Raw genomic sequence first — 21328 nt, forward strand, 5'->3', positions numbered from 1 at the left:
TCCCTCCCCTGCCTACTCCAAGACGGCCCTTATATACGGCAGGCGCTACAGATCCTTGCGTTGATTGAATATTTGTTCTGCTTCCACATAGGCCCGCTCCGCCATCGGCCCGTCGAGGTCAGACATGATCTTCAGTGTCGCCTCAGCGCCGCGTCGTGACAATCGAAGCGGCGACTTTTTGATGAATTGGAATTTCCGATATCGCAAAGTGAAATAGGGCAAGGCGTACCCGATGGCTTGGCGCGCCACCGCCATCAAGATCACTTGATGACGATCCCGGCGCCCCGTCTCCGATGTCAGGTCGCTCTCCAGAACTTTGTCCAGAATGCCAAGTATCCTGAGATCTTCGAGAATGACGAGATGCCGTGCAACGGTATCAAGTTCAACATCGCCCAACGCCGCGATCTCTTTGTCGAGCTCCGCAACATCACAGGTCGCACAATGGTTATAGCCGTGTTGAAGAACCCATTGGGTGAGACCGATCTCACCGCGCCGGACAGTGCGCGTTTTATTGTTGGAAATGCGGAAATTCTTCCAATACGCGAGAAACTTCGGGTCTTTTAATATATTCTGGCCAATTGATAACGCATAAGACGCATAATGAAAATTAGGGTGTTTTACAGAATGTGACCAAATCAGGTTCCGAAAATCATCTGCGTCGTATCTTTTAATTCCGAAATTGGATGTAGCACCAACAAAATCACACCCAGCAGCTCTGGCTTCGGCAAACCAGTTTTGCGGCGTATCAACCATCCAGACGGAGTCATTTACAATATACAGTCGATCAAGATCGCTCAATTTCGACGAGATCTGCATAACCGCATCGCGATATCCGCCAAAGTCATACCCGATGTTAGGACGTTCAATAACCAAACCGGATTGTTTCAGCAACAATTCACGATCCGCATCCGCAAGCGGAAGATTAGAAACCACAATAGGCGTTATATTTTCCGCAGTCATAACCTTCAGCATATCCAAATGCGACGGCTGCAACCCCTTTGGAGCATAAACAAGGTAAATCGCCACCTCACCGGTGATTGATTTACTGCCTTCAAGAACTTTCATTTCCCGAGACGTTCTATAGTCGTAAAGCACGCGCAGAAACAAATACTCATAAATAACGCCAGGTAGTTCCAACAACTGACGAAACAGGCGCTTGACCTCTCGTTTTACTTTCCACAGTGGCGTTTTTTTCATGGGGAGGCCTTTTGGTGCGGTTCGAACATGGGTTGAAAGTGTTAATACTGGACGGATCGTCAAATGCAGATCGAGAGGGCGTTCACTTCACCCGGCACCGGAGTCTTCGATGACAGAAAGAATGCGCCCTCTGCGCCGCAGCTCCCACACCTCGTATCCCCTTGATTTAGTGTCTGTACTTGCTGCCTCTGCAGGCTCGCCCTGCCCCACCACGAGGTCTGCGCCTAGGCCCCGAACAGTTTCTTGATCTTGCGCTTCGTGACACGGCGACGGTATTTCCATGTTTTCTTGTGGTCTTCAATAAACTGCGCGACCTGCGGACTCAGATCAGATGCCAGCCGAACATCATCGGGCCGGTCCTGCTGGATGCTCTGCTTCACCAGACCTTCAATCCATTTGTAAAACAGGTCCGGATAAGCACGATCCGGGAAATACTTTTCCTTCCACTGCACAATGGTCTTTACCTGCCGCAGTGTATTTCGGTGAAGGTTGTCTCCGTGCTTGCGGTACAAAAGCACGACGTTGTTGCCCAAAGCGAACTTTAATTCGGGATGCCGGGCCATATGCTGAAACAGCCGTGTGCGCAAAATAATATCGTCGCCGGTCATCGTATCATCGAAGCCGCCAACCGCCAAAAGGGCGTCGCGCCGGAACACCTGCCCCTGAATGTAGAAAGACCCAAGGGAATTAAATTCCAGTTCGATCAGATCCTGAGCGGTTTTCGGGTGGTTTTCGGGACGCGGAAGATGAAGCTCCTCCGAAATTCGCTTGCCGTTTTCGTCGATGCTGAAATGGCCAGTGTTTGCGGCAAAGACGATGCTGTGATCCTGTGACAGAACGTCAATCGCATTTGCGATGCAGTCCGGCATCAATATGTCGTCCAACGCCACCATCGTAACAAATTCACCAGAGGCCGCGGCAAGTGCTTTATTGAAATTGGCCGGCACATTACCAGAGTTTTCCTGCTTGATGAACGTTGTCGGAAACGGGCTTTGGGCGAGCGCCGCTTCAATCACCTCGACGGAATTGTCGGGCGAGCCATCATCCAGAACAATGATTTCAATGTCCCGATAGGTTTGTTCATAGATGGATTGCAACCCTGCGGCCGCGAACTTCGCGTGGTTATACGATACGCATAGAACAGAACACAGTTGAGACACTCAGGTTTCCCTTTTCGGTCGTGGCAAGTGAGTGGCATTCAGGTAATGCGACAGGCGGCGCGGCGATGCCGTGGTCAGTCGTTTCGCAGGATTTCCGGTACGATCTGATTTTTCACGACGGATGTATCCAGTTGCGGCCCCATTGGCAAGCTCAGCACCTCTTGCGCAAGACGGCGCGCAATCGGGAACGCCTCGGCATCAAAGCCCAAATCCGCATAGGCATCCTGCATATGCGGTGGAATTGGATAATGGATCAACGTACCGATCTCGGCCTGTACCAGCTGCGCCTGCAGCTCCTCGCGCGCCGTGCTGCGCACAACAAACAGATGCCAAACCGGCGCAACCCACTCTGGCACATGAGGCAGGATCAAACCGCTGTCCTTCAATCCCTCCAGATAGATGGCCGCGATCGCGCGCCGCCGTTCGGTCCAGTCGTCCAGAACCTTCAGCTTCACCCTCAAAACGGCAGCTTGCACCGGATCAAGGCGCGAGTTCACGCCCGGAACTTCGTTGACGTATTTCTCGCGCGAGCCATAGTTGCGCAGCATCGAAACCCGCGCTGCCAGATCGCTATCATTGGTGGTGATCGCCCCACCATCGCCCAAGGCACCGAGGTTCTTGCCCGGATAGAAACTCCAGCAAACGATATCACCGTGCCCGCCCAGTCGACGCCCTTTGTAGGCTGCGCCATGCGCTTGCGCGGCGTCTTCGATTACCCGCAGGCCATGCCGCTGTGCGATGTCGAGGATGGGATCAAGGTCGGCGGGTTGACCGTAGAGGTGAACCGGCAACAGCGCGCGGGTGCGCGGGGTGATGGCAGCCTCGATGAGGCTTGGGTCGATATTATGGGTGGCCGCGTCCGGCTCGACCGGAACCGGTGTTGCGCCCACGCTGGATACAGCAAGCCAGGTGGCGATATAGGTGTTTGAGGGCACGATCACTTCGTCACCCGGCCCAATCTCCAGCGCGCGCAACGCAAGCGTCAGCGCATCAAGACCGTTGGCGAGTCCCACGGCACATTTGGTATCGCAATAGGCAGCCCATTCCGCCTCGAACGCCTCAACCTCCGGGCCAAGAATATACCAGCCACTCTCAAGGACGCGCGCCACAGCGGCATCAATTTGCGGTTTCAACTCGCGATAGGCCGCGCCCAGATCAAGAAATGGGATCATTTTGCTTCTCCACGCAGCGCCGCTTGGAACTCGTTATAGTCTCTGTAGTAGTCGGACTCATCATAGGGGTGCGACGCAAGCACCATGCAAACGGCCCCCTGGCTGAAGGCATCCATTTCCCGCCAGATCATCCGGTTGACATACAGCCCCTTGCGCGGGTCGCGCAGCCAGAACTCGGTTTTGTTGGTCCCATCATCAAGCGAGATACGGAAACTGCCCGACAGAGCAAAGATGACCTGTTCCAGATCACGATGCGCATGCCCGCCCCGTTCTGAATCAACCGGCACGTTATAAAGATAATACACTCTGGCAATATCGAACGGCACATGGTTGCCCCCTTCCACGAAGGTCAGGTCGCCGCGCGGATCGCTGATTTGCGGAAGATCAATGATCCGAGCGCTGCCTTGGGGCGTGGAATTTCGTGTCATAGAGGGTCACCCTTTGAGTAGTTGGAGGTAGGTGGAGCGTGTCTCTTCGAACAACTCGCGTGGATAGTCAAAGAAGATGTCTTGCGCCGTCCTATGGGTCTCGATCATGCCAAGACGACGATAGAAGGCCTCTGCATGAGTGTTTTCCACCCGGACATCGACCTTGGCCACCAGCAGACCCAGATGATCGAAGCCGATACCAAAAGACAAGACCGCGCTTTCCAGTGCCGCTTTGGGTGGTTTGTTCGCATCGAGAATCCAGCTGCCCCAAGTGAATTGCGTGTCCTCAATATCATAAAGACGGACCACGCCGCAGCGCGTGCCGTCGTGACGTTCGATCACGTAATAGAGTTGCTGACACCGGGCCTCTTGGACTTTGTAGCGTTCAATCCACTGGCGCTGATCCTCTGCCGTCCCAGTTACCGCAGAGAGATGCCGGTTGTAGAGCGGATTGACGCGCAGGGCATGAACATAGGGCGCATCCTCCGGGGTGATGAGCCTTAGCCGCAATCGGGGCCCAGCCACATGAGCGACAGGCGATGTAGTCATAATGCCCTCAGAGCTTTGAAATAGTACCACAGTAACGGACGCGATTATGGGTGTTTCTGATAGGTTTCACCAGAGATAACCCGATGGTGGAACAGGACTCCAAACGGTAGATGTGCCTTGCTGGGCAGAATATCGTGTTTGATGTCGTGACACAGCGGTGAGACCGAAGTCGGTGCACTCCGATTTCAGCCTGCAGGGAAGTTCTCCAGCTTTTCAAAACCTGGGTAATCATGTGCCGTATCACATCCGGCAAGTTCTGGCCCACGTTTCTGATCAGGGAGCCAGCGCATCGGCACAATAACCGTTTTATCACTGTTCTCGTTCAGCAACCCACCCCAGTAACCAAAGCTGGAATTAGAGCTCACCTGATGGTCGCATTGTGAAATCAGAAACAGGTCCAAATGCCCGGCCTCAGTATCGTTCACGTCCACGCAGCGCCACTCAATGTTCGGCGGCAGTTCCGGTGCCAGATGGGTGCGGACCCAATCGATTTCATCAGAGAAAAAGAAGACCTTTGCTTCGTTCTTTTCTGACGCTGTGACGATTTTTTTGATGGCCGTTGTGTAATAATCTTCGCCAAGCATCGCCATGCCAAGGCGGACATAATCGCCGCGACGCACATGAACCGCAATCGAGACCGGCGCCTCATGAATGTCTGCAAGCACATCCTTGTTGGCCGTGTTCAGGTCCAGATCCTTAAAGCGAAGCTCAGAAAGGACCTTGTCTTCGACTTCCGAAACATACTTCCAGTTCTCGGCATACCCATCGAAATAGAGCGGTCTGGGATGATCAAACAGGCGCGCGTCATACCCATAAGGTGTTGGGTTGTTGTAATAGAAATACTGCCTGTAAAATGCGATCTCTTCCGGGGTGGCGGCCTCCATCTCGAGGTGCGGGAACAAAGTGGCCAAGGTGAACAGGCGGCTTCCTTTGTTGTCGCAGTCTTTGCCGTTTGTCTCAAACCACGTCAGATCGTACTTCACGACCATCCCGAAGTGCTTTCGAAAACACTCACCCAATACGTATTTCGTGATCGCAGAGCAGAGGCCGCCATCAACCATGACGATGACCATCGGCTCCTCTCCTGTCTTACGCAGGATCTCTTCCCCCCGTTTCCGGAGGGAGTGGCTCTTTCGTTGAGCGATCAACGAACGCAAGGATTTACGAAGGCGACGAAATGACATGGGGCATACGTATCTTATGAGCACAGGATAGTAAAAGGGGACAGTTGCGAGTCGGAGGATAATTCTACATCAGGCGCCGTGAGCTATCTTGCAGTCTCGGGAGCGTCTTGTCCGCGGTTTCATCGAGATCCGGCATGATGTCCTTTCTTTTTCTTAGGTTCTAAGGGCTGACAAAACCGCAACATCTTTGGTGGGTTTTGCGAGAATGAGGATGACCTCGATGACGTTTCACGTTACATTTTCTCAGTGTTCTGCGATGCGATCTTTCACGAACGGACCTCATCGCGGCGCTTTTATCCCGAAAATTCCCACCAAAGCGCCCTACTCTTCTTGTGCGCGGTATGTCCAATAATTGTGGATCTTGGTGAGAGTTCACAGCTGTGAACTTTGCTAAGCAAACCGCCCTTGTGATCCCCACCAAAAGTTCACAGCTGTGAACTTTCCTCAAAGGTGAAATCCAACATTCCATTCCTTTCTCAGTGTTTGCGCAGCAGCGCCATGACCATCGGGCCGCAGGAAAACGTGCCATCGGTGGATTTCGCGCTGAGATGGCGCAAGTAACCACCGGGATTTTTGATCTCTTCAAAGCGTTCAAGCATTGACGCAAGGACCACTGCGGCCTCTGCCGGACCCATCACACTCAGAGCTTCCTCCCAGGCGGAGGTGGAAATGCCCATCATCGGGCGGATGTGATGCGCAGCTTTGACTAGATCATGCCAGTGACGAATGGGATGATCGATATAGCTTTGGATGCTGGTGCAGGCAGCAAGGGTGACAGATAGCGGCATGTTTGGCAGCTTATCATGTGCAGATGTAGAGCTGCTTTCCGGGGCGTTCGGTGACGTTGTCGTTTGGTAACCACCGGCAGTGATCTTGGCAGGGCAGGGGGTGTCGGTGCGGGTTTGTGGCTTTTTCTCAGCTTGCACGATCTGTGGCAAAGCGCTGACCTCTGCGAGGTTGTCCGTCCCCACCTCGCTTTCAGATTCAAAAGAGTCTTTCTGTGAATTCTGATGGTGCTGCTCAATTTCGGCGGCTTTGGTGCTCAGTTGTGGTGTTTCAATGAGCGCATCAGTGCGGTTGTCCACAGGCTCCATCGGGTCGAGAATGTCGCGCGCCTCATCCAGAGCGACGCGCAATTGGGTCTCCATCTGCGCAAGGTCCGCGAGGGTCAGCTTGCGCCGCAGGGCACGCGCGGACAGAGCCGCCAGATCACCAAGACGATCCCAGAGCGGCAGGTCCGGACGCAGGGAGAGGCCAAACTCCGCCAGCCCGGCCAGATCGCGGCGCATCAGGCTGACGGTCTCGCGCAGGCGTTTCAGGCGAAATTCCTCGGCGCGCACATCCTCTGCCGCCATTTCAATCTCGCGAGCGCGTTGGCGCAGCGGCGAGAGGTCAAACCCATAGGCCACCTTTTCGCCGCCGTAGCGCCGGGCGTAGCGCTTGCCGTTGGGGCTGTCGCGCCGCAACAGCAAACCTGCGTCAACCAGCCGGGCGAGATAGCGGCGCATGGTGGAATTGGCCATGCCATTGAGCCGGTCGCAGATGGTCTGGTTCGACGGATGAATGACAAGCGCGCGGTCTGCGGGCAGTTCGGTGCCGGACCAGAAACTCAGCAGCGCTTGCAGCACGGAGAGATCGCGGTCGCTCAGGCCAAAATGATGTCGCGCCACCGCAAGATCGCGCAGGACATTCCATTTGCTGACCGGTTTTGCAGCTTCCAGCTGAGATGATGCGGCAGGCATGCGCTCGCTTGCCGCCTGAAGCTGGTTCTGACGTTGGATCAGAACAGCATCAACGGTGCGCCCAAAAGGCGTTACAGGATGATACCCCATGTTTCATTCACGAAGACAAAGAAATCCCGTTCTGCGAATCATATTTGACTTGCAGTTTTAGGCTCCTGACACTAGCTTGAAGTTGCTAAACACAAGTCAGGGTCTCGTGGAGCGATGTCTTTGCGGGACCTTTTCTTTTGTCTGCTCGTGCCTCCTTTCCTTACTCTGCTCTTATTTTGTTATTGGTCTTCAGACCGTTGCAACCAACGGGCATGAAGGTCTGCGATCAGGTCCTGGGCCTCGGCCTCGACCCAATCGGCAAATGCGCCCTCCGCCAGATCAATCTGCACGCCCTTTGCGGTGCGGCGAATGCTGCCGGTTTTTTCCCCATCCAACGTCAAGGCGCGCGGTTTTTTGCGCGCAGGCTTGGCGGCGGTGCGTGCCGGGGTAGGGGAGGCGGGCAGGGCTTTCATCACCGCCTCAAAGGCGGCGGTGGAGGTTTCTTGCGGGTCGTTGCCGCGCCCGTCGATCACGGCGATGCTGGCATCGGTGTGGACCCGTTCTGCGACGGCAATCAGCTGCGCGGGGTCCACATCGGTTTCCGTCAATGCGCGGCCGAGATCATCCCAGCGGGGGCGGCCGATGTTGGGGGCGGGACCAATGGCGCGGGCCAGATCAACGCCCACCGCATCCAGAATGGCCATCGCCATCGACACGGAGGATTTGGTCACGGTCAGCACCTCGGCCACCTGCGACTGGTTGCCGAAACCGGATTCGATCAGCTCCCGCGCAAAGATCGCGCGTTCGATGAATGTCAGATCGCGGCGCGCCATATTCTCGGTAATCTGGGCGCGCACGGCGCTGTCGTCATCCATGCTGGCGACAAGGGCGCGGACCTTGCTGACCTTGTTTGAATGGCGGATCGCCTCCAGCCGGCGGCGGCCATAGACCAGCAGATAGCGGTCTGCATCACTTGGATCACGGCGCACGAGGATCGGCACGGTCTGACCAGAAGTTTCAATGGATTCAATCAGATCGGCCACGTCACCGGGGGCGAGGCGGTCCTCGATCCGCAGGTTGGTGATCGCATCTGGATCAAGCTCCCAGACATGATGGGAATCCACCGCATCACGCGCCGCGCGCAGGGCGCGATTGGTCGACATCATCGACCCCCCGGCGGTGGCGGAGGGTCCTCCCGCTGCTGCGAGACTGTCGAGCATGGACATGCGTTTTTTCTTGCCGGTGGTCATTTGCGTCCCCAGGTCTGCTGGATCAGTTCGGAAATCTCATCATTGACCGCATTGACGCTCTCGATGGCGCGGTCATAGGTGGACCGGGTGAAGGCGGAGCGCTCCACCTCGTAGAGGGTCTGTTTGGTGAGGCCCGCATCGGAAATCGCGGTGGATTTCAGCATCGGCGCATTGAGCACCTTGTCGCCATACATGGTGCGCAGGAAGGCCACGATGCGGTTTTGCGGCGCGTCCGAGGGCTCATAACGGGTGAGCACATAGCGCATCCAGTCATGCGACATGTCGGCGCCGCTTTCGGCGATCACATCCATCAGATCGGCGGTCATGCGCAGGAATTGCGACATCGACATCACGTCGAGCATCTCCGGGTGGATGGTGACAAGCACGCCGGTTGCAGCCGAAAGCGCGGACATGGTGAGAAAGCCAAGCTGCGGCGGGCAGTCGATCACCACCACATCATAGTCGCCGTCCACCTGTTCGAGCGCCTGTTTGACCCGGAAGAAGAACAGCCCCGCCTGACCCTGCGCCAGCGCGCGGGGGGTTTCGTGCTCGAACTCCATCAGCTCCAGATTGCCGGGGATGAGGTCGAGGTTGGGGATATAGGTCTTGCGGATCACCGAGGCGATCGGGGCCGGGTCATCATAGCGAATGGCATCATAAAGCGTGCCGCCATCCTGCAGGTCGACCTCGGGCTGCACACCATGTAGCGCGGTCATCGAGGCTTGCGGGTCGAGGTCGATGGCCAGCACCCGGTAGCCACGCAGGGCGAGCCGTTGGGCCAGATGCGCGGAGGTTGTGGTTTTGCCGGAGCCGCCTTTGAAGTTCATCACGCCGATGATCTGCATGTGGTCGCCCTCGCGACGTCCGGGCAGGTAGTCACCGGGCTTGCGGGCGGTTTTCTCAAGCAGATGGCGCAGATCCAGCATGTCCTGCACCGAATAAAGCCGCCGATTGCCCGGTGTCAGCTCGGGCGAGGGGCCTTTGCCATCCAGATGCAGCTTGCGCAGATAGCTGTCATTGACGCCCAGAAGGGTCGCCGCCTCGCCAGAGGTGAACTTGCGCATCATCTTGGCGGCGTCGGGGGGAAACAGGCTTTCGCGCTGGTTGTGCAATTGGGTGGCCAGCCATTCGGAATGCTCCCGAATAAGCTGGTTGAGATCCTCATGCAGCGCCTCTGCTGCCGGAGACTGGTTCGTTGCCATCGCCGTTCTGCCCTCGTATCCTGTGTGACGGATGCAAGAGCGTGCAGGATTAGAGCCTAATACGGATCATTTTCTGCAGCCTGCCGCCGTGTTCACGGAAATCGACGTTTGTCGTTATCTTTCCGTGACTATTTACCGTTGAGCGGGATTCGTGCAAGGGTTTTCTGGCCGATTTATCCACATCACCCCCACCTATATGGGTCACGCAACAGGGGCACGACAAGGGATAGGGGGACTCGTAGCGCCGCGCGGAGCCTCAGTCCGGGCTCTTTGGTGCGAGGATGAGGTCAACGGGCCGCGCGGTCGGCATGAGTGGTTTGCTGACGTGTCCGTATTGGCGGCAGTTTCAAGGTGGAGCCAGCCGATGGCGGGCGCATAGCGCAAATATAGGGCAGCTTTGCGCTGAAAATGCACGTTGAGCACGAATGGCTTTGGTGTCCTTTTTGATTTGGTTTATCTTGTGATCAGCGGGTCGCGAAACGGCAGACCAGAGGCCGCTACCTGATATTAGGGCTGCTCCCTCCCTTGTGCATCCGCGCAAAGTGCCGACCTGATCTCAACTAAGATGTTCTTTGACTTCGCCTATTTCTGGGGATGTGACGAGATTGCCCAAATGGCGGTGCCAGACTATGCACAAGGCAGCTAAATGACAGAAATAATTCATAAATAAACGGGTTGATTAAATCTGCATACTGCATAACCTATGGGAGAATCGTTTTCAGTGATCAACCCCTAGGTTGTTTGAGGGTGTATATACCAAGGTGCTTTGCCAGCCGTTTTCCGGCGCGTTTGCAGATCATATGCTGCGCGCTCACGACAGCCAGAGATCCTGACCTTTCCCAAAACGTCGTTATGTATTTTGCGAGTTCTCTGTAAAGGAGCGAGAGTAGATTTGGACATTCAACAACTAAGGGTCTTCGTCACCGTCGCTAAATATGGCAGCATCACCCGTGCCTCTGACATTTTGTGCCGCAGTCAGCCGTCGGTGAGCGCGCAAATCAAAGGGTTGGAAACAACGCTTGGTATCGCCTTATTTGAGCGCACGTCGCGGGGCATGATCGTCACGCAAGAGGGCGAGCGTTTGCTCGACGAGGCGATTTCATTAGTTGACCGACATAAGCAGTTTATGCAGGAGGCGTCGCGGCTTAAGGGCAGCGTATCCGGGGTGTTTATGCTGGGCGCGGGGCGGCATTCGGGAAACGGATTTGTCAGCGCATTCCTTCATCTGGTGTCCGAGCGGTTTCCTGAATTGGAGATTGAATTGAAACACCTCGGCTCTGCTCAGGTGATCGAGGGGCTGCGGGACAACTCATTAGATATGGGGTTTTTCACAGAAACCGAGAGCGACACCTCTGATTTGACCCTCGTTGAAGTGGCGAGTTTTGGCATTTATCTGGCGGCTCCGCCGGGGATCATCCGCACGTCTGACCCGCTTGACTGGCAGCAGCTGGCAGATCAGATCTGGATTGTATCGTCGCATGACGGCTGCTGTGGCCGCTGGGCCAACGCGCTGATGGAACAACACGATATCTGCCCGAAACGGATCATCAAAGTGGATGATGAGGCCGTAACCCGCACGTTGGTTGCCAGCGGGGCAGGGATTGGTCTGGTGCATGTGAATGCAGACGACACCCTCCCGCCGCCCAAGGACATCGACCTGCTGCACCGGGTGCGCAAAACCGCGCGGATTATGTGTGGCTATCTGGAGGCGCGCAGCGATGACCCATCAATTCGTGCAGTTGATGAATTGGTTCTGGATCTTTTGAAATCGGACGCCTCGGGCGCGACACCCTCGATGTTGCAACTTGCGTGATCTTCGGCAGACGAGTTCTGCGGCGTGAATAAACAGAATCCTAAATTTACCTGTCACTGCTTTTATTCAAGCGGTAATGCATCAAATTGCACAATCTCCGGAGGCACTATGGTTACGATTTATAGTCTGTGTGGAAAAGACGGCATTCATTACTCTCCGCATGTTTGGAAAGTGATAATGGCATTGCATCACAAGCAGCTTAATTTTAAAATTATACCTGTTGATTTTTCCACCATTCGGGAAATTGAGAATGGGGCCTTTAAAAGTGTACCAGTGCTGCGTGATGGGGATCGGGTGTTGGGCGATAGTTTCGAAATCTGCGAATATCTGGAAACGGCCTATCCCGATGCGCCAAGCCTGTTTGATGGCGAAGGATCCCGGCGGATGGCGCGGTTTTTGGAGAGCTATTGTTTGACGCAATTGCACCCGCCGCTTGCGGTCATCGCGGTGATGAACATGCACAACATCATGCACGAATCAGATCAGGCGTATTTTCGCGCTAAACGTGAAGAGCGATTCGGCATGTCGATCGAAGCCATGGCAGAAGGGGCCCCAGAGCAGCGCAAAATCCTGCGTGAGCGACTGGCGCCCCTGCGTGCAATTCTGAACGATCACCCTTGGATATATGGCGATACGCCATTGCTGCCGGACTATGTGGCGTTCAGTGCTCTGCAGTGGTGCTGGGTCGTTGGGGTGCGGGATGTCCTGGAGGAGGGTGATTCGGTGCGGGCCTGGTTTGCACGGTGTCAGGACCTGTTTGAGGGGGCCGCCCGCAATCCGGCCCCACACTAAGCACCGCCTAAATTCTGGGCGCTGACCGCTGCTGGCGTCAGGCCCCAACGCCCCGAAGCGCGCCCCCATTTGGGCGCGCTTTTTTGTGGAATATCTGAATGTTCCAAGGCCTGTCACCAAAGCCGATAGCAGACCTCACGTTTTCCGAATTGCGACATCGAGCATCATTCGCTCATATGTGAATCAAGGCCACGATGCGTTTCAAGCTGAATTGAAATTTCGAATAATATGAAATGAACGAGTTAATTGGTTGCGTGTCTGAAAGTGTATTTCAGTCAATTCACGATGCCATTGGAGGACTGTTGAATGAACGTCGCACTAATGGATGGTCCAAAAGACCAACACAGCGAAAATATCACGGATAGCTATGATTGGGTGCGCAAGGTTCATACGCTGGGGCCTGCTGGTACGAATTGTGAAAAAGCAGCGCTGAAATGGGCGGCGTTGAAATGCAAGAAAGCGGAGTTGGCGCTGCATGAGTCGATGGAGCGCGCGGCTGAACAGGTTGCGGCGTGCGGCTGTTCTGTGCTGCTGAGCGTTGTTGCCTATCCGCAGCTGCATTCGATCATTTACGAGCATATCGCGCAGCTTGGCCTGCTCGATGTTTTTATCATGAAGACGGATGACATGGTTCTGGCTTCGGTGAGCGGCCGGATGCCGACATTGTGTCAAACCCATCCTGCACCGGAGAAATTGCTGCCTGCGCAGATGCAGCGGATCTATGCGGCAAGCAACGCCCATGCCGCCGCTGAAGTGATGGCGGGGCGCGGTGATGGCTGCATCACCACGCTGGCTGCCGCAGAGCAACACGGGCTGAAGGTGGTGCAGACCTTTGGTCAAGTCCCGATGGGGTTCACCATTCACGGCCCGCTGAAACACGCGCGCTGCCGCGACATCGATTTTGAAGCATCAGATCATACAAGGAGTATCCCACAATGACACAGCGCGCCTTTGAGACCAGCATCGAAGTTCGCTACCGCGACACGGATTCCATGGGCCATATCAGCAGCCCGATTTACTATGACTATATGCAGTCGGCCTATCTGGAGTACATGCACGCGCTGCTGGAGCTGCCGAAATCCGAGAAGCTGCCGCATATCATGGTGAAAACCTCCTGCGAGTACATCAGCCAGGCCTATTACGGCGATACGGTGGTGGTGCTGAGCACGGTGTCCAAGTTCGGTGGCAAGAGTTTCGAGATGGAGCATGAAATCCGCCTCGGCAGTGCCAATGGGCGCGTGGTGGCAAAGCTGCAGTCGGTGCATGTGATGTTTGATTACGAAAAGCAATCGACCTACCCGATCCCCGAAGAGTTCCGCACCCGCGTTGCGAATTTTCAAGAGGCCGGCTGACACCTGATCAGAACAAGGGAGAGTGGGAATGGATTTGAGTTGGACCTCAAGGCAATTGTCGATCCGGGCGGAGTTTGCGTCGCTGGGGAGCCGCACCGACCGCGATGAGTTGCGGCTGGGACGGCGCGCCTTTGATCAGCAGACATGGGATCAGCTGGGCGGTGCGGGGCTGTGGCAGATGATGGTGCCCACGGACTTTGGCGGCACTGGCGTGGATTGGTGGGATGTGACGGCGGCGCTGGAGGGGCTGGCCTCGACCATCCGCACGCCGGGGCTGTTGTTGTCGGTGATTGCGCAGGCCGGGATGGCATATGCGCTGGACCTGTTTGGCACCACCGCGCAGAAGTCGGATTATTTTCGGCGTATCCTGCGCGGAGAGTTGAGCGCCACCGCGATTGCGGACCCGGACACGGGAACAGATGTGCGGGCCAGTTCGACCTTTCTCAGCCCCCGCGCTAACGAGACATTTGTGCTCAATGGTCGCAAATACAATATCGCCCATGCGCCGGTGGCCAGTTTCACACTGGTGGTCTGCAAACTCGAAGGCCATGCCCGTGACGGGATTTCTCTGGTGCTGGTGGATCAAAACAGCAAAGGCGTCACCATTGGGCCGCAGGATCGCAAACTCGGCAATCTTGACCTGCCCACTGGGCAGCTGACGTTTGAGGATGTGCCGCTGCACTACGGGCATATTCTGGGTGTGCCGGGTGAAGGTCTGCGCAATCTGGTGCGGTTTGTGTCGCTTGGGCGGCTGTACTACGGGCTGGTGGCTGCAACCCTGTGTGAACCGATGCTGGCCGAGGCGCTGAGCTATGCCAAGACGCGCCAAACCTTTGGCCAGCCAATTGTCGACCATCAGTATGTGCAAAAGAAGCTGACCGACATGCGCATCGCTGCGGATAGCGCAAAATGGGTTTCCTATGGCGCGTTGCACCAATTGTTGAGCGGTGCCCCCGAGGCGGTCATGAGCTGCTCGATTGCCAAACTCGCCGGGGCCAGCGCGATCACGGACGGGGCGGTTGATCTGCTCAAGCTTTATGGCAGCCGGGGCTACCACGAGGGCGAGGTCTCGACGTTCCTGCGCGACGCTTTGGCCTTTTGCAGTGTCGGTGGCACCGAGGAAATGCACCGGCGCAACATCATGAACCAGATGATGCGCAAAGCCCGGCCTGCGGCCAAAGCGGCAGTGGAACCGGCGCGCGATTTGGAAACAGCCTGAAGCTGTGTTTCGTTTTTGAATTGGAGTAAATCATGTTGAGAGATTTGAAGAGTTTGCAGCGCGCCGCGGTCGTTGCAATCGTCAGCGCAGCCCCAATGATGCTGGCGGCGGCGGAGCAGGCGACCATAACCGAAGCCAGTATCGACTGGACGTCGGCTGAGGCCGCAGCCACGCAGACTGCCGCGCAAGAAGAAGCGGTGACATCTGCCTTTCTGGCGCTGCCCGCCAGCGCTGAGCCGACCGCACTGCCGGTGATGTTGTTTGGAGAGGCGGCCAACCTCTCGGCGCCGGGGTTTGTCAGTCAGGGCAGCGCTTATGCAGCCTATTACGCCCAAGGCGACATTCAGATTTCCATTTCGGGATCAAAATCCGTGGTTCAGGCCAAAGATGCGCTGACATTGCATCATGAGCCCGCAGCCTGGGAAAATATCGGCACCGGGGCAGACTACAGCCTTGCGCAATTTGGGGCCTATTACACTTTGCGCATCACCTGCGATGAACCCACCACCGACACCCGCTGCACGCAGCCTGAATACCTCAGCGGGCTGGCTGAGCACCTCTTTGTTGTGAAAGGACAAGCCAATGCGATGTAAGTCTTTGACCGCGATGCTGTTGATCGGCGTTGCCGCAAGTCAGGCGCAGGCCGATCCGCGTTTTCTAGCGCCGGGTGATCTTTTGCCCGAGAGCGGTGTCGGGGTGACAGACCCGATGGTCTTTTTCCCGGACATGCGCTTTCCGATGGAGAGTGGTCCTGCCTACGCCAATTCATCTGCGGCGCTTATCGGTGGACGCAATGGACCGGAGGGAGATTCCTGTGATCCGTCCAACTACAGCTATCCATGGCGGGACAATTTTTGCGAATACCGCCGGATGGATCTCGCGGTGTGCGGGGCAGGGGGACATATGGGGCAGGATCTAAGACCTGCAACCTGTGAAAAAGGGGTGCATTGGACAGTGGCGGCCACGGATGGGGTGGTCTCGCATATCGGGCGCTTTGCGGTGACGGTGCAATCCCCCGACGGCGCGCTGCATCGCTATATCCATCTCGATATGGACAGCGTCACGCTGAACCCGCTTGATCGTGTCAAACAGGGCGACCGCATCGGCACCGTCAGCAATGGCTGGCTGAGTGAAATTCCGATCCACCTGCATTATGACATCCGCCAACCGGTTCAAATTGGCGATGCGGTGCATGCGCTGTTCCTGCCGCCCTACAGCAGTCTGGTGGCCGCTTATGAAAAGCTCGACTGAGCCGCGCGGCGGCGCGGACTGCACTTGGGTCTTTGCCTATGGGTCGCTGATCTGGGATCCGGGCTTTGACCCGCAGGAGCAGGTGGTTGCGCGACTGGACGGGTGGTATCGACGGTTCTGTCTGCGTTCACTGCGCTATCGCGGCACCTTTGACGAACCGGGATTGGTGCTGGCGCTCGATGCGGGAGAGGGCAGCTATTGCGAAGGGCTGGCGCTGGCGATCCCTCCGGCCGCAGAAGAGCCGGTCATGGCGTCGATCCGGGCGCGCGAGCTGTTCAATCCGGCCTACCGCGAAATCCGCGCGCCGTTGCAATTGCAGGATGGGCGCGTGGTGCAGGCGTTCACCTATGTGGTCAATCGCGACCACGCGCAATATGGCGATTTCACCCCGGCGCAGCAGGCCGAGATGATTGCCACCGCTGCCGGAGAGCGTGGACCGAATGTGGACTACCTCTTTAATACCGCCGAGCATCTGAGCAAGCAGGGGATCGCAGATCCCATGCTCGACCGGTTGTCGGCTGAGGTGCGAACCCTCCAGCGCGAATTGACCTGAGCGGAGCTCCCCAGGACTGCTTTGGCCACACCTTTGTGTGAATTCGCGTCTGGCCCTCCCGGACAGGCTGTCGTGGGAGGGCTTTTTTCTGTTTTATTTCAAATAAATAACGAACGCATATGGCGTGCTATTTGCTTTGCCGGGGCCTCACTTCAGATAAATCGATTGGATTTCGACCGTCGGGACCGACACAGGATTGATGAATTTCATCATCAATAGGTTCGAAGTGACATGAGCAAGAAAGCACAACAGGCCAGCTTGTCTTCGGTCGGTTTCTCATTTGGAAAGCCCTATCTGGCGTTCTCTGCCAAGGCGTGGAAGATCCTCGTGATTTTCATGCTGGGGCTGTTGGCGTGGATCGGGGCGGATCGATATTTGACCCCGGAACTGGCACCGGTGGCGGCGATCGCCGTGGTGTGTCTGGGGTTCTGGGCCAGTGCTGTGATGCCGGAGTATTGGACGGCGCTCGCGTTTTTTCTGGTTGCGATGATCACGCAGATCGCCCCGCCGGAGACGGTGTTTTCCGGGTTTGAGACATCGACGTTCTGGCTGTTGTTTGCGGGGCTTGTTTTGGGGGCTGCGATCAAATTCACCGAGCTGGACAATCAGGTGGCCCGCTTGCTGACCCGGTTGCCGTTTCAGACCTATGCGGGGACGCTTGCGGGGATTGTGGCGGGCAGTGTGGCGCTGGCGTTTCTGGTGCCGTCTTCTATCGGTCGTATCATGATCCTGTTGCCGGTGATTTCCGCGCTGGCGGCGCAGCTGGGATTTGGCACGCAGTCCAACGGGCGCACGGGGCTATTGGTGGCGGCGTGTTTTGCGACCTTTGCGCCTGCCTTCACGATCCTGCCCGCCAACGCGCCCAATATGATCCTGGTGGGGATGAGCGAAGCGCAATACGGGCTGGAGTTTTCCTATTTCGATTACCTTTTGCTGCATTTTCCAGTGCTTGGGCTGGTAAAGTCCGGGGTCATCATTGGCCTGACGTTGCTGTTTTTTCCGGACCACATGCCAGCGCGAGGCGATGTCACGCCGCAGACCCCGGAACCCGTAAGCCGGGCGCAGGCGCTGCTGATCGCCATTCTGGCCCTCTGTCTGATCCTGTGGCTGATGGATGCATGGCACGGGATTTCGCCTGCGTGGATCGGGCTTGCGGCGGCGCTGGTGTGCCTGTGGCCGAGCCTGAAGCTGACCAGCCCCAAATGTATCAATCAAGACCTCAGCTATGGAGCGCTGTTGTTTGTCGCGGGGATCATGGGGCTGGGGGCATTGATCGGCCATGCCGGTCTGGGCGAGGCCTTGGTCGCGGCTGCATCGGATTGGATCAACCTGTCGCCACAGACGCCGGTCTGGAACCTCTCGGTTTTGACGGGGATGTCGACATTGGTGGCCATGGCAACCAGCCTGCCGGGCGTGCCGGCGGTGATGACCCCGATGGCAGGCGATTTGGCGCAGGCGTCGGGCCTGACGGTCACCACTGTTTTAATGACGCAAGTGTTGGCTTTTTCAAATGTGTTCCTGCCCTTTCAAGCGCCGCCTCTGGTGGTCGCAATCCAAGCGGGCAACCTGCGGGCGGGCGCGGTGATCCGCTTCTGCCTGGCCTTGTTTGCGATCAGCTTGTGCCTGCTGGTTCCGCTGGATTTCCTCTGGTGGGCGCTGCTCGGCCAAATCTGAGTGGGCTGATTGCGCAATCGCGAGGCTTCGGATTTGCCGGGGTCTGCCCTCCGGTGTTTCGATTTGTGTGACTGCGCAACCCGTTTCACACTGAGCTGGGATTAGTGACTTTTCGAGGTGAGATTATGACCCGCGTCTTCAAGAAAATGAAAACTCTTATGGCCTGCTCCGCGCTGGCTACCATCGCCCTGAGCCCCTCTGTGCAGGCGGAATTGGCGTCGGATCTGCAAGATGGTGTCTCTGCACTTATGACGCAGTCCAAATGGACCGGGGCGCAGCGCCAGCGCTCCTTGACCATTATGCATCTGGCGATGTTCGACGCTGCGAACGCGACGCAGGGTGTCTATGCGCCTTATGCCTATGCGGGCAAGATCGACAACTCCGCCTCGCCGCAGGCCGCGGTAACCCAAGCCGCGCTTTCGGTGATGCAGGAGTTGCTGCCGGAGCGTCAGCAGGATCTGGAGGCGCTTGCGGGCTCTTACTTTACCGCGACCACGGATGCGGCAAGTCTGGAGGCCGGGCGTCGGATTGGTGCGGCGGCGGCAGCGGCTGTTTTGGCTGTCCGGGCGCAGGATGGTGCGGACTTTTCACTCGACTATACGCCCGGTGCCGCCGAGGCAGGGGTGTATCAGCCGACCTCTGATCGGGCGATGGTCGCACCAAAGATCAAAGATATGACCCCATTTGTGCTGACCTCCGCCAGCCATTTCCGGGTGCCGCCGCCGCCGTCTCTGGACAGCGCGCAGTATAAACAAGGGCTGCTGGAAGTGGTGACACGGGGGGGCAAGGACAGCCCGGCCACCGCAGAAGAGATCGAGATTGCCAAACTGCACGCGGGGTCTGGCTCTGGTGCGTGGAACCAGTTGGCGCGCAACAGCAGCCGGGCCTGCGCGCTGCCGCTTCTGGAAGAAACCCGGATGCTGGCGCTGTTGAATGTCGCCCTGAGCGATGCGCTGATTGCCGGGTTCAATGCGAAATACAGCTATGCGTTGTGGCGCCCGCAAACCGCCGTGGAGGCGTTGGGGACAACTTACAGTCACCCGGACCTGAAAGCGGGTATGGAATGGGAGTCGCGCATCCCGGCGCCGATGCATCCCGAGTACCCCTGCCAGCATTGCACAAGCGGCAGCGCCGCGCTGGAGGTGATGACCTCGGTATTTGGCAGCGCGCCCTTTCCGATCCGTTTTGAGGGCGCGGCCAATATCAGCAAGGACTACGACAGCCTGCAGCAGTTTGCCGAAGAAGAATCTGAGTCCCGTCTGATCGGCGGGGTCCATTATCGCCGGTCGAACGCGGTGGGGGATATGTTGGGCTATCAGATCGGCCATCACGTAGCGCAGACGGCCTTGCAACCGCTCAGCGGTGGCAGTGCCCCCCAACAGGCCTGTGACGGTTTCGACAGCACCATGGTGCTGCAGTAATTGGTAACGAGTACCGCGCCCGGCCAAGAGAAGGCCGGGCGTTTTTTGCAATGTGTCAGGAGCTGAAACAGCTTTTGATTTCACAAGTGACAGAGAGTGACCCCATGAACATGACCCCTGCACAGATCCTTTTTCGTGTGCTCCTGATCGGAGTTGGCGCAACTCTGGTGATGGATATCTGGGCCATCATTGCAGAGGCGCTGTTTGCGATCCCGCAAAGCAATTTTGCCATGGTGGGCCGCTGGATCGGCCATATGCCAGAGGGTGTATTTGCGCATGACAGCATCCGCGCCGCCGCCCCTGTGACAGGCGAAGCCGCACTTGGCTGGGGCGTGCATTACGCGGTGGGCGTGAGTTTTGCTGCGCTTTATGTGGCGATTGGTGGACAGCGTCAGCTGCGGCGACCTCAGTTGGTTTTTGCTCTGCTTGTTGGTTTGGGCACAATTGTGTTCCCCTTCTTTGTCATGCAGCCCGCGATGGGCGCCGGGATTATGGCGAGCAACCGTCCCGACCCGACATTTGCCCAACTCAAAAGCGTGATGACGCATCTGTCCTTTGGGGTGGGGCTTTATGTGGCGGCCTGGCTGCAAGCAAAACTACTGCCGCAAGCGCGCCTAGAGTTGCGCGATGTTACCGGATAACCCGCGCGGCCCCTGCGTGTTGCCCGCAAGAGCAAAGCCGCCATACGCATTCCGGCGTTTGGCGGCTTTGGTGTTCATGGGGTCTGAGGCAGGGTCAGTGTTGTACAGGCAGACGGCTTTGCAGGATTTCGACCACGTCTGAGGGATCAGGCAGCGAATGGTGGCCATGGATCTTTTGCATATGCGGGTCGTTGTGTTCACGCCAGACTGGTTGAAAGACCTCATAGCCATCTTCGCGAATTTGGCTGACGTTGCGCTGAACCGAGGCCTTGTCCCACATTGGCCCCCCCATCACTGGAAAGAAGAGCACCGGGAATTCTGCTGCGAGGATCACCGTGGTCAGTCGGTTCTGTGACGATCCATTGGCCACGGCGCTCAGGGTGTTTGCGGTTGTCGGCAGCACGGCGAGCAGATCGTGTTCGGCGGCGATCCGTCCCGGTTTGTCGGTGCGCCAGTTTTCCGGCCGGTCGCCATGGATCAGCCGATCGACCAGCAGCGCCAGCGTGTCCGTGTTGACGAATTTCACAGCCGTGGGCGTGAGCATCAGGCTCAGCGTGCAGTCGATATTGTCTTTGATGGCGCGCAGGTAGAACGGCAACATGGTCAGGTCGAGCGAGCCGCACGCGCCGATGAGAATGCGGGGTTTGGGGGCTGAGGTCATAAGAAATCCTTTCGAATAAATGGAAAAGAGGTGAGAT

General features: G+C 57.1%; 21 protein-coding genes. 11 read left to right on the forward strand and 10 right to left on the reverse strand.

Annotated features, from left to right (window positions below):
* Window positions 1–45: 45 nt before the first annotated feature.
* From UB90_RS09090 to repA, 9 genes are all read right to left on the reverse strand, one after another.
* Window positions 46–1197, reverse strand: coding sequence for a rhamnan synthesis F family protein (locus UB90_RS09090; RefSeq protein WP_065325176.1), 1152 nt, complete (start codon window positions 1195–1197; stop codon window positions 46–48).
* Between the two features lie 224 nt (window positions 1198–1421).
* A complete protein-coding gene (locus tag UB90_RS09095; RefSeq protein ID WP_074712633.1) occupies window positions 1422–2357 on the reverse strand; it encodes a glycosyltransferase family 2 protein in 936 nt (311 codons plus the stop codon).
* A gap of 74 nt (window positions 2358–2431) precedes the next feature.
* Window positions 2432–3529 carry a DegT/DnrJ/EryC1/StrS family aminotransferase gene (locus tag UB90_RS09100; protein WP_065325174.1) on the reverse strand — a complete coding sequence of 366 codons (1098 nt, stop codon included), beginning with the start codon at window positions 3527–3529 and terminating at the stop codon, window positions 2432–2434.
* Window positions 3526–3957, reverse strand: a complete 432-nt coding sequence (locus tag UB90_RS09105) for a sugar 3,4-ketoisomerase (protein ID WP_065325173.1) — start codon at window positions 3955–3957, stop codon at window positions 3526–3528. The genes UB90_RS09100 and UB90_RS09105 overlap by 4 nt, the downstream gene beginning before the upstream one ends.
* Before the next feature lie 6 nt (window positions 3958–3963).
* Window positions 3964–4506 (reverse strand): GNAT family N-acetyltransferase, encoded by a 543-nt coding sequence (locus tag UB90_RS09110; protein ID WP_065325172.1) that lies wholly within the window; start codon window positions 4504–4506, stop codon window positions 3964–3966.
* A 185-nt stretch (window positions 4507–4691) separates the two neighbouring features.
* Window positions 4692–5579: an alpha-1,2-fucosyltransferase gene (locus UB90_RS09115; RefSeq protein ID WP_065325171.1), complete on the reverse strand. Its 888-nt coding sequence runs from the start codon at window positions 5577–5579 to the stop codon at window positions 4692–4694.
* 587 nt (window positions 5580–6166) lie between these two features.
* The gene (gene repC / locus UB90_RS09120; protein WP_065325170.1) at window positions 6167–7522 is read right to left on the reverse strand and encodes a plasmid replication protein RepC; all 1356 of its coding nucleotides are present in this window, start codon (window positions 7520–7522) and stop codon (window positions 6167–6169) included.
* Between the two features lie 179 nt (window positions 7523–7701).
* A complete protein-coding gene (repB, locus tag UB90_RS09125) occupies window positions 7702–8712 on the reverse strand; it encodes a plasmid partitioning protein RepB (protein ID WP_065325169.1) in 1011 nt (336 codons plus the stop codon).
* Entirely contained in the window at window positions 8709–9914 is a 1206-nt protein-coding gene (gene repA, locus UB90_RS09130; RefSeq protein WP_005642811.1) for a plasmid partitioning protein RepA, read from the reverse strand. Before repA ends, repB begins: the two co-directional genes overlap by 4 nt.
* An 892-nt stretch (window positions 9915–10806) precedes the next feature.
* Between repA and UB90_RS09135 the strand changes: the two genes are divergently transcribed.
* The 11 genes from UB90_RS09135 (at window position 10807) to UB90_RS09185 (ending at window position 20630) form a co-directional block, all read left to right on the forward strand.
* Entirely contained in the window at window positions 10807–11727 is a 921-nt protein-coding gene (locus UB90_RS09135; RefSeq protein WP_065325168.1) for a LysR family transcriptional regulator, read from the forward strand.
* Between the two features lie 24 nt (window positions 11728–11751).
* Entirely contained in the window at window positions 11752–12519 is a 768-nt protein-coding gene (locus UB90_RS09140; protein ID WP_227512036.1) for a glutathione S-transferase N-terminal domain-containing protein, read from the forward strand.
* Between the two features lie 306 nt (window positions 12520–12825).
* On the forward strand, window positions 12826–13458 hold the full coding sequence (locus UB90_RS09145; RefSeq protein ID WP_065325166.1) for a prephenate dehydratase: 633 nt from the start codon (window positions 12826–12828) through the stop codon (window positions 13456–13458).
* A complete protein-coding gene (locus UB90_RS09150; protein ID WP_005642823.1) occupies window positions 13455–13871 on the forward strand; it encodes an acyl-CoA thioesterase in 417 nt (138 codons plus the stop codon). Before UB90_RS09145 ends, UB90_RS09150 begins: the two co-directional genes overlap by 4 nt.
* A gap of 28 nt (window positions 13872–13899) precedes the next feature.
* The gene (locus UB90_RS09155; RefSeq protein WP_065325165.1) at window positions 13900–15090 is read left to right on the forward strand and encodes an acyl-CoA dehydrogenase family protein; all 1191 of its coding nucleotides are present in this window, start codon (window positions 13900–13902) and stop codon (window positions 15088–15090) included.
* A 32-nt stretch (window positions 15091–15122) separates the two neighbouring features.
* A complete protein-coding gene (locus UB90_RS09160; RefSeq protein ID WP_065325164.1) occupies window positions 15123–15683 on the forward strand; it encodes a hypothetical protein in 561 nt (186 codons plus the stop codon).
* Window positions 15673–16341 (forward strand): M23 family metallopeptidase, encoded by a 669-nt coding sequence (locus UB90_RS09165; RefSeq protein WP_005642832.1) that lies wholly within the window; start codon window positions 15673–15675, stop codon window positions 16339–16341. The genes UB90_RS09160 and UB90_RS09165 overlap by 11 nt, the downstream gene beginning before the upstream one ends.
* Window positions 16325–16894, forward strand: a complete 570-nt coding sequence (locus tag UB90_RS09170; protein ID WP_065325163.1) for a gamma-glutamylcyclotransferase — start codon at window positions 16325–16327, stop codon at window positions 16892–16894. The genes UB90_RS09165 and UB90_RS09170 overlap by 17 nt, the downstream gene beginning before the upstream one ends.
* Before the next feature lie 231 nt (window positions 16895–17125).
* Window positions 17126–18568: an SLC13 family permease gene (locus UB90_RS09175; RefSeq protein ID WP_065325162.1), complete on the forward strand. Its 1443-nt coding sequence runs from the start codon at window positions 17126–17128 to the stop codon at window positions 18566–18568.
* 125 nt (window positions 18569–18693) lie between these two features.
* On the forward strand, window positions 18694–19989 hold the full coding sequence (locus tag UB90_RS09180) for a vanadium-dependent haloperoxidase (RefSeq protein WP_065325161.1): 1296 nt from the start codon (window positions 18694–18696) through the stop codon (window positions 19987–19989).
* Window positions 19990–20093: 104 nt separating this feature from the next.
* A complete protein-coding gene (locus UB90_RS09185; RefSeq protein ID WP_227512035.1) occupies window positions 20094–20630 on the forward strand; it encodes a DUF2938 domain-containing protein in 537 nt (178 codons plus the stop codon).
* A 94-nt stretch (window positions 20631–20724) separates the two neighbouring features.
* Here the strand turns inward: UB90_RS09185 and UB90_RS09190 are convergent, their stop codons facing one another.
* The gene (locus UB90_RS09190) at window positions 20725–21291 is read right to left on the reverse strand and encodes a flavoprotein (RefSeq protein WP_065325160.1); all 567 of its coding nucleotides are present in this window, start codon (window positions 21289–21291) and stop codon (window positions 20725–20727) included.
* Between the last annotated feature and the right edge of the window lie 37 nt (window positions 21292–21328).

The sequence above is a fragment of the Tritonibacter mobilis genome (assembly GCF_001681715.1).
GTDB classification, from domain to species: domain Bacteria; phylum Pseudomonadota; class Alphaproteobacteria; order Rhodobacterales; family Rhodobacteraceae; genus Epibacterium; species Epibacterium mobile.

Excerpts from the sequence above, each read along its gene's own strand:
- UB90_RS09090 (WP_065325176.1), bottom strand. The coding sequence starts at position 1,197 with ATGAAAAAAACGCCACTGTGGAAAGTAAAACGAGAGGTCAAGCGCCTG.
- UB90_RS09100 (WP_065325174.1), bottom strand. The coding sequence starts at position 3,529 with ATGATCCCATTTCTTGATCTGGGCGCGGCCTATCGCGAGTTGAAACCG.
- UB90_RS09105 (WP_065325173.1), bottom strand. The coding sequence starts at position 3,957 with ATGACACGAAATTCCACGCCCCAAGGCAGCGCTCGGATCATTGATCTT.
- UB90_RS09110 (WP_065325172.1), bottom strand. The coding sequence starts at position 4,506 with ATGACTACATCGCCTGTCGCTCATGTGGCTGGGCCCCGATTGCGGCTA.
- UB90_RS09115 (WP_065325171.1), bottom strand. The coding sequence starts at position 5,579 with ATGGTCATCGTCATGGTTGATGGCGGCCTCTGCTCTGCGATCACGAAA.
- repC (WP_065325170.1), bottom strand. The coding sequence starts at position 7,522 with ATGGGGTATCATCCTGTAACGCCTTTTGGGCGCACCGTTGATGCTGTT.
- repB (WP_065325169.1), bottom strand. The coding sequence starts at position 8,712 with ATGACCACCGGCAAGAAAAAACGCATGTCCATGCTCGACAGTCTCGCA.
- repA (WP_005642811.1), bottom strand. The coding sequence starts at position 9,914 with ATGGCAACGAACCAGTCTCCGGCAGCAGAGGCGCTGCATGAGGATCTC.
- UB90_RS09145 (WP_065325166.1), top strand. The coding sequence starts at position 12,826 with ATGAACGTCGCACTAATGGATGGTCCAAAAGACCAACACAGCGAAAAT.
- UB90_RS09150 (WP_005642823.1), top strand. The coding sequence starts at position 13,455 with ATGACACAGCGCGCCTTTGAGACCAGCATCGAAGTTCGCTACCGCGAC.
- UB90_RS09155 (WP_065325165.1), top strand. The coding sequence starts at position 13,900 with ATGGATTTGAGTTGGACCTCAAGGCAATTGTCGATCCGGGCGGAGTTT.
- UB90_RS09160 (WP_065325164.1), top strand. The coding sequence starts at position 15,123 with ATGTTGAGAGATTTGAAGAGTTTGCAGCGCGCCGCGGTCGTTGCAATC.
- UB90_RS09165 (WP_005642832.1), top strand. The coding sequence starts at position 15,673 with ATGCGATGTAAGTCTTTGACCGCGATGCTGTTGATCGGCGTTGCCGCA.
- UB90_RS09170 (WP_065325163.1), top strand. The coding sequence starts at position 16,325 with ATGAAAAGCTCGACTGAGCCGCGCGGCGGCGCGGACTGCACTTGGGTC.
- UB90_RS09175 (WP_065325162.1), top strand. The coding sequence starts at position 17,126 with ATGAGCAAGAAAGCACAACAGGCCAGCTTGTCTTCGGTCGGTTTCTCA.
- UB90_RS09180 (WP_065325161.1), top strand. The coding sequence starts at position 18,694 with ATGACCCGCGTCTTCAAGAAAATGAAAACTCTTATGGCCTGCTCCGCG.
- UB90_RS09185 (WP_227512035.1), top strand. The coding sequence starts at position 20,094 with ATGAACATGACCCCTGCACAGATCCTTTTTCGTGTGCTCCTGATCGGA.
- UB90_RS09190 (WP_065325160.1), bottom strand. The coding sequence starts at position 21,291 with ATGACCTCAGCCCCCAAACCCCGCATTCTCATCGGCGCGTGCGGCTCG.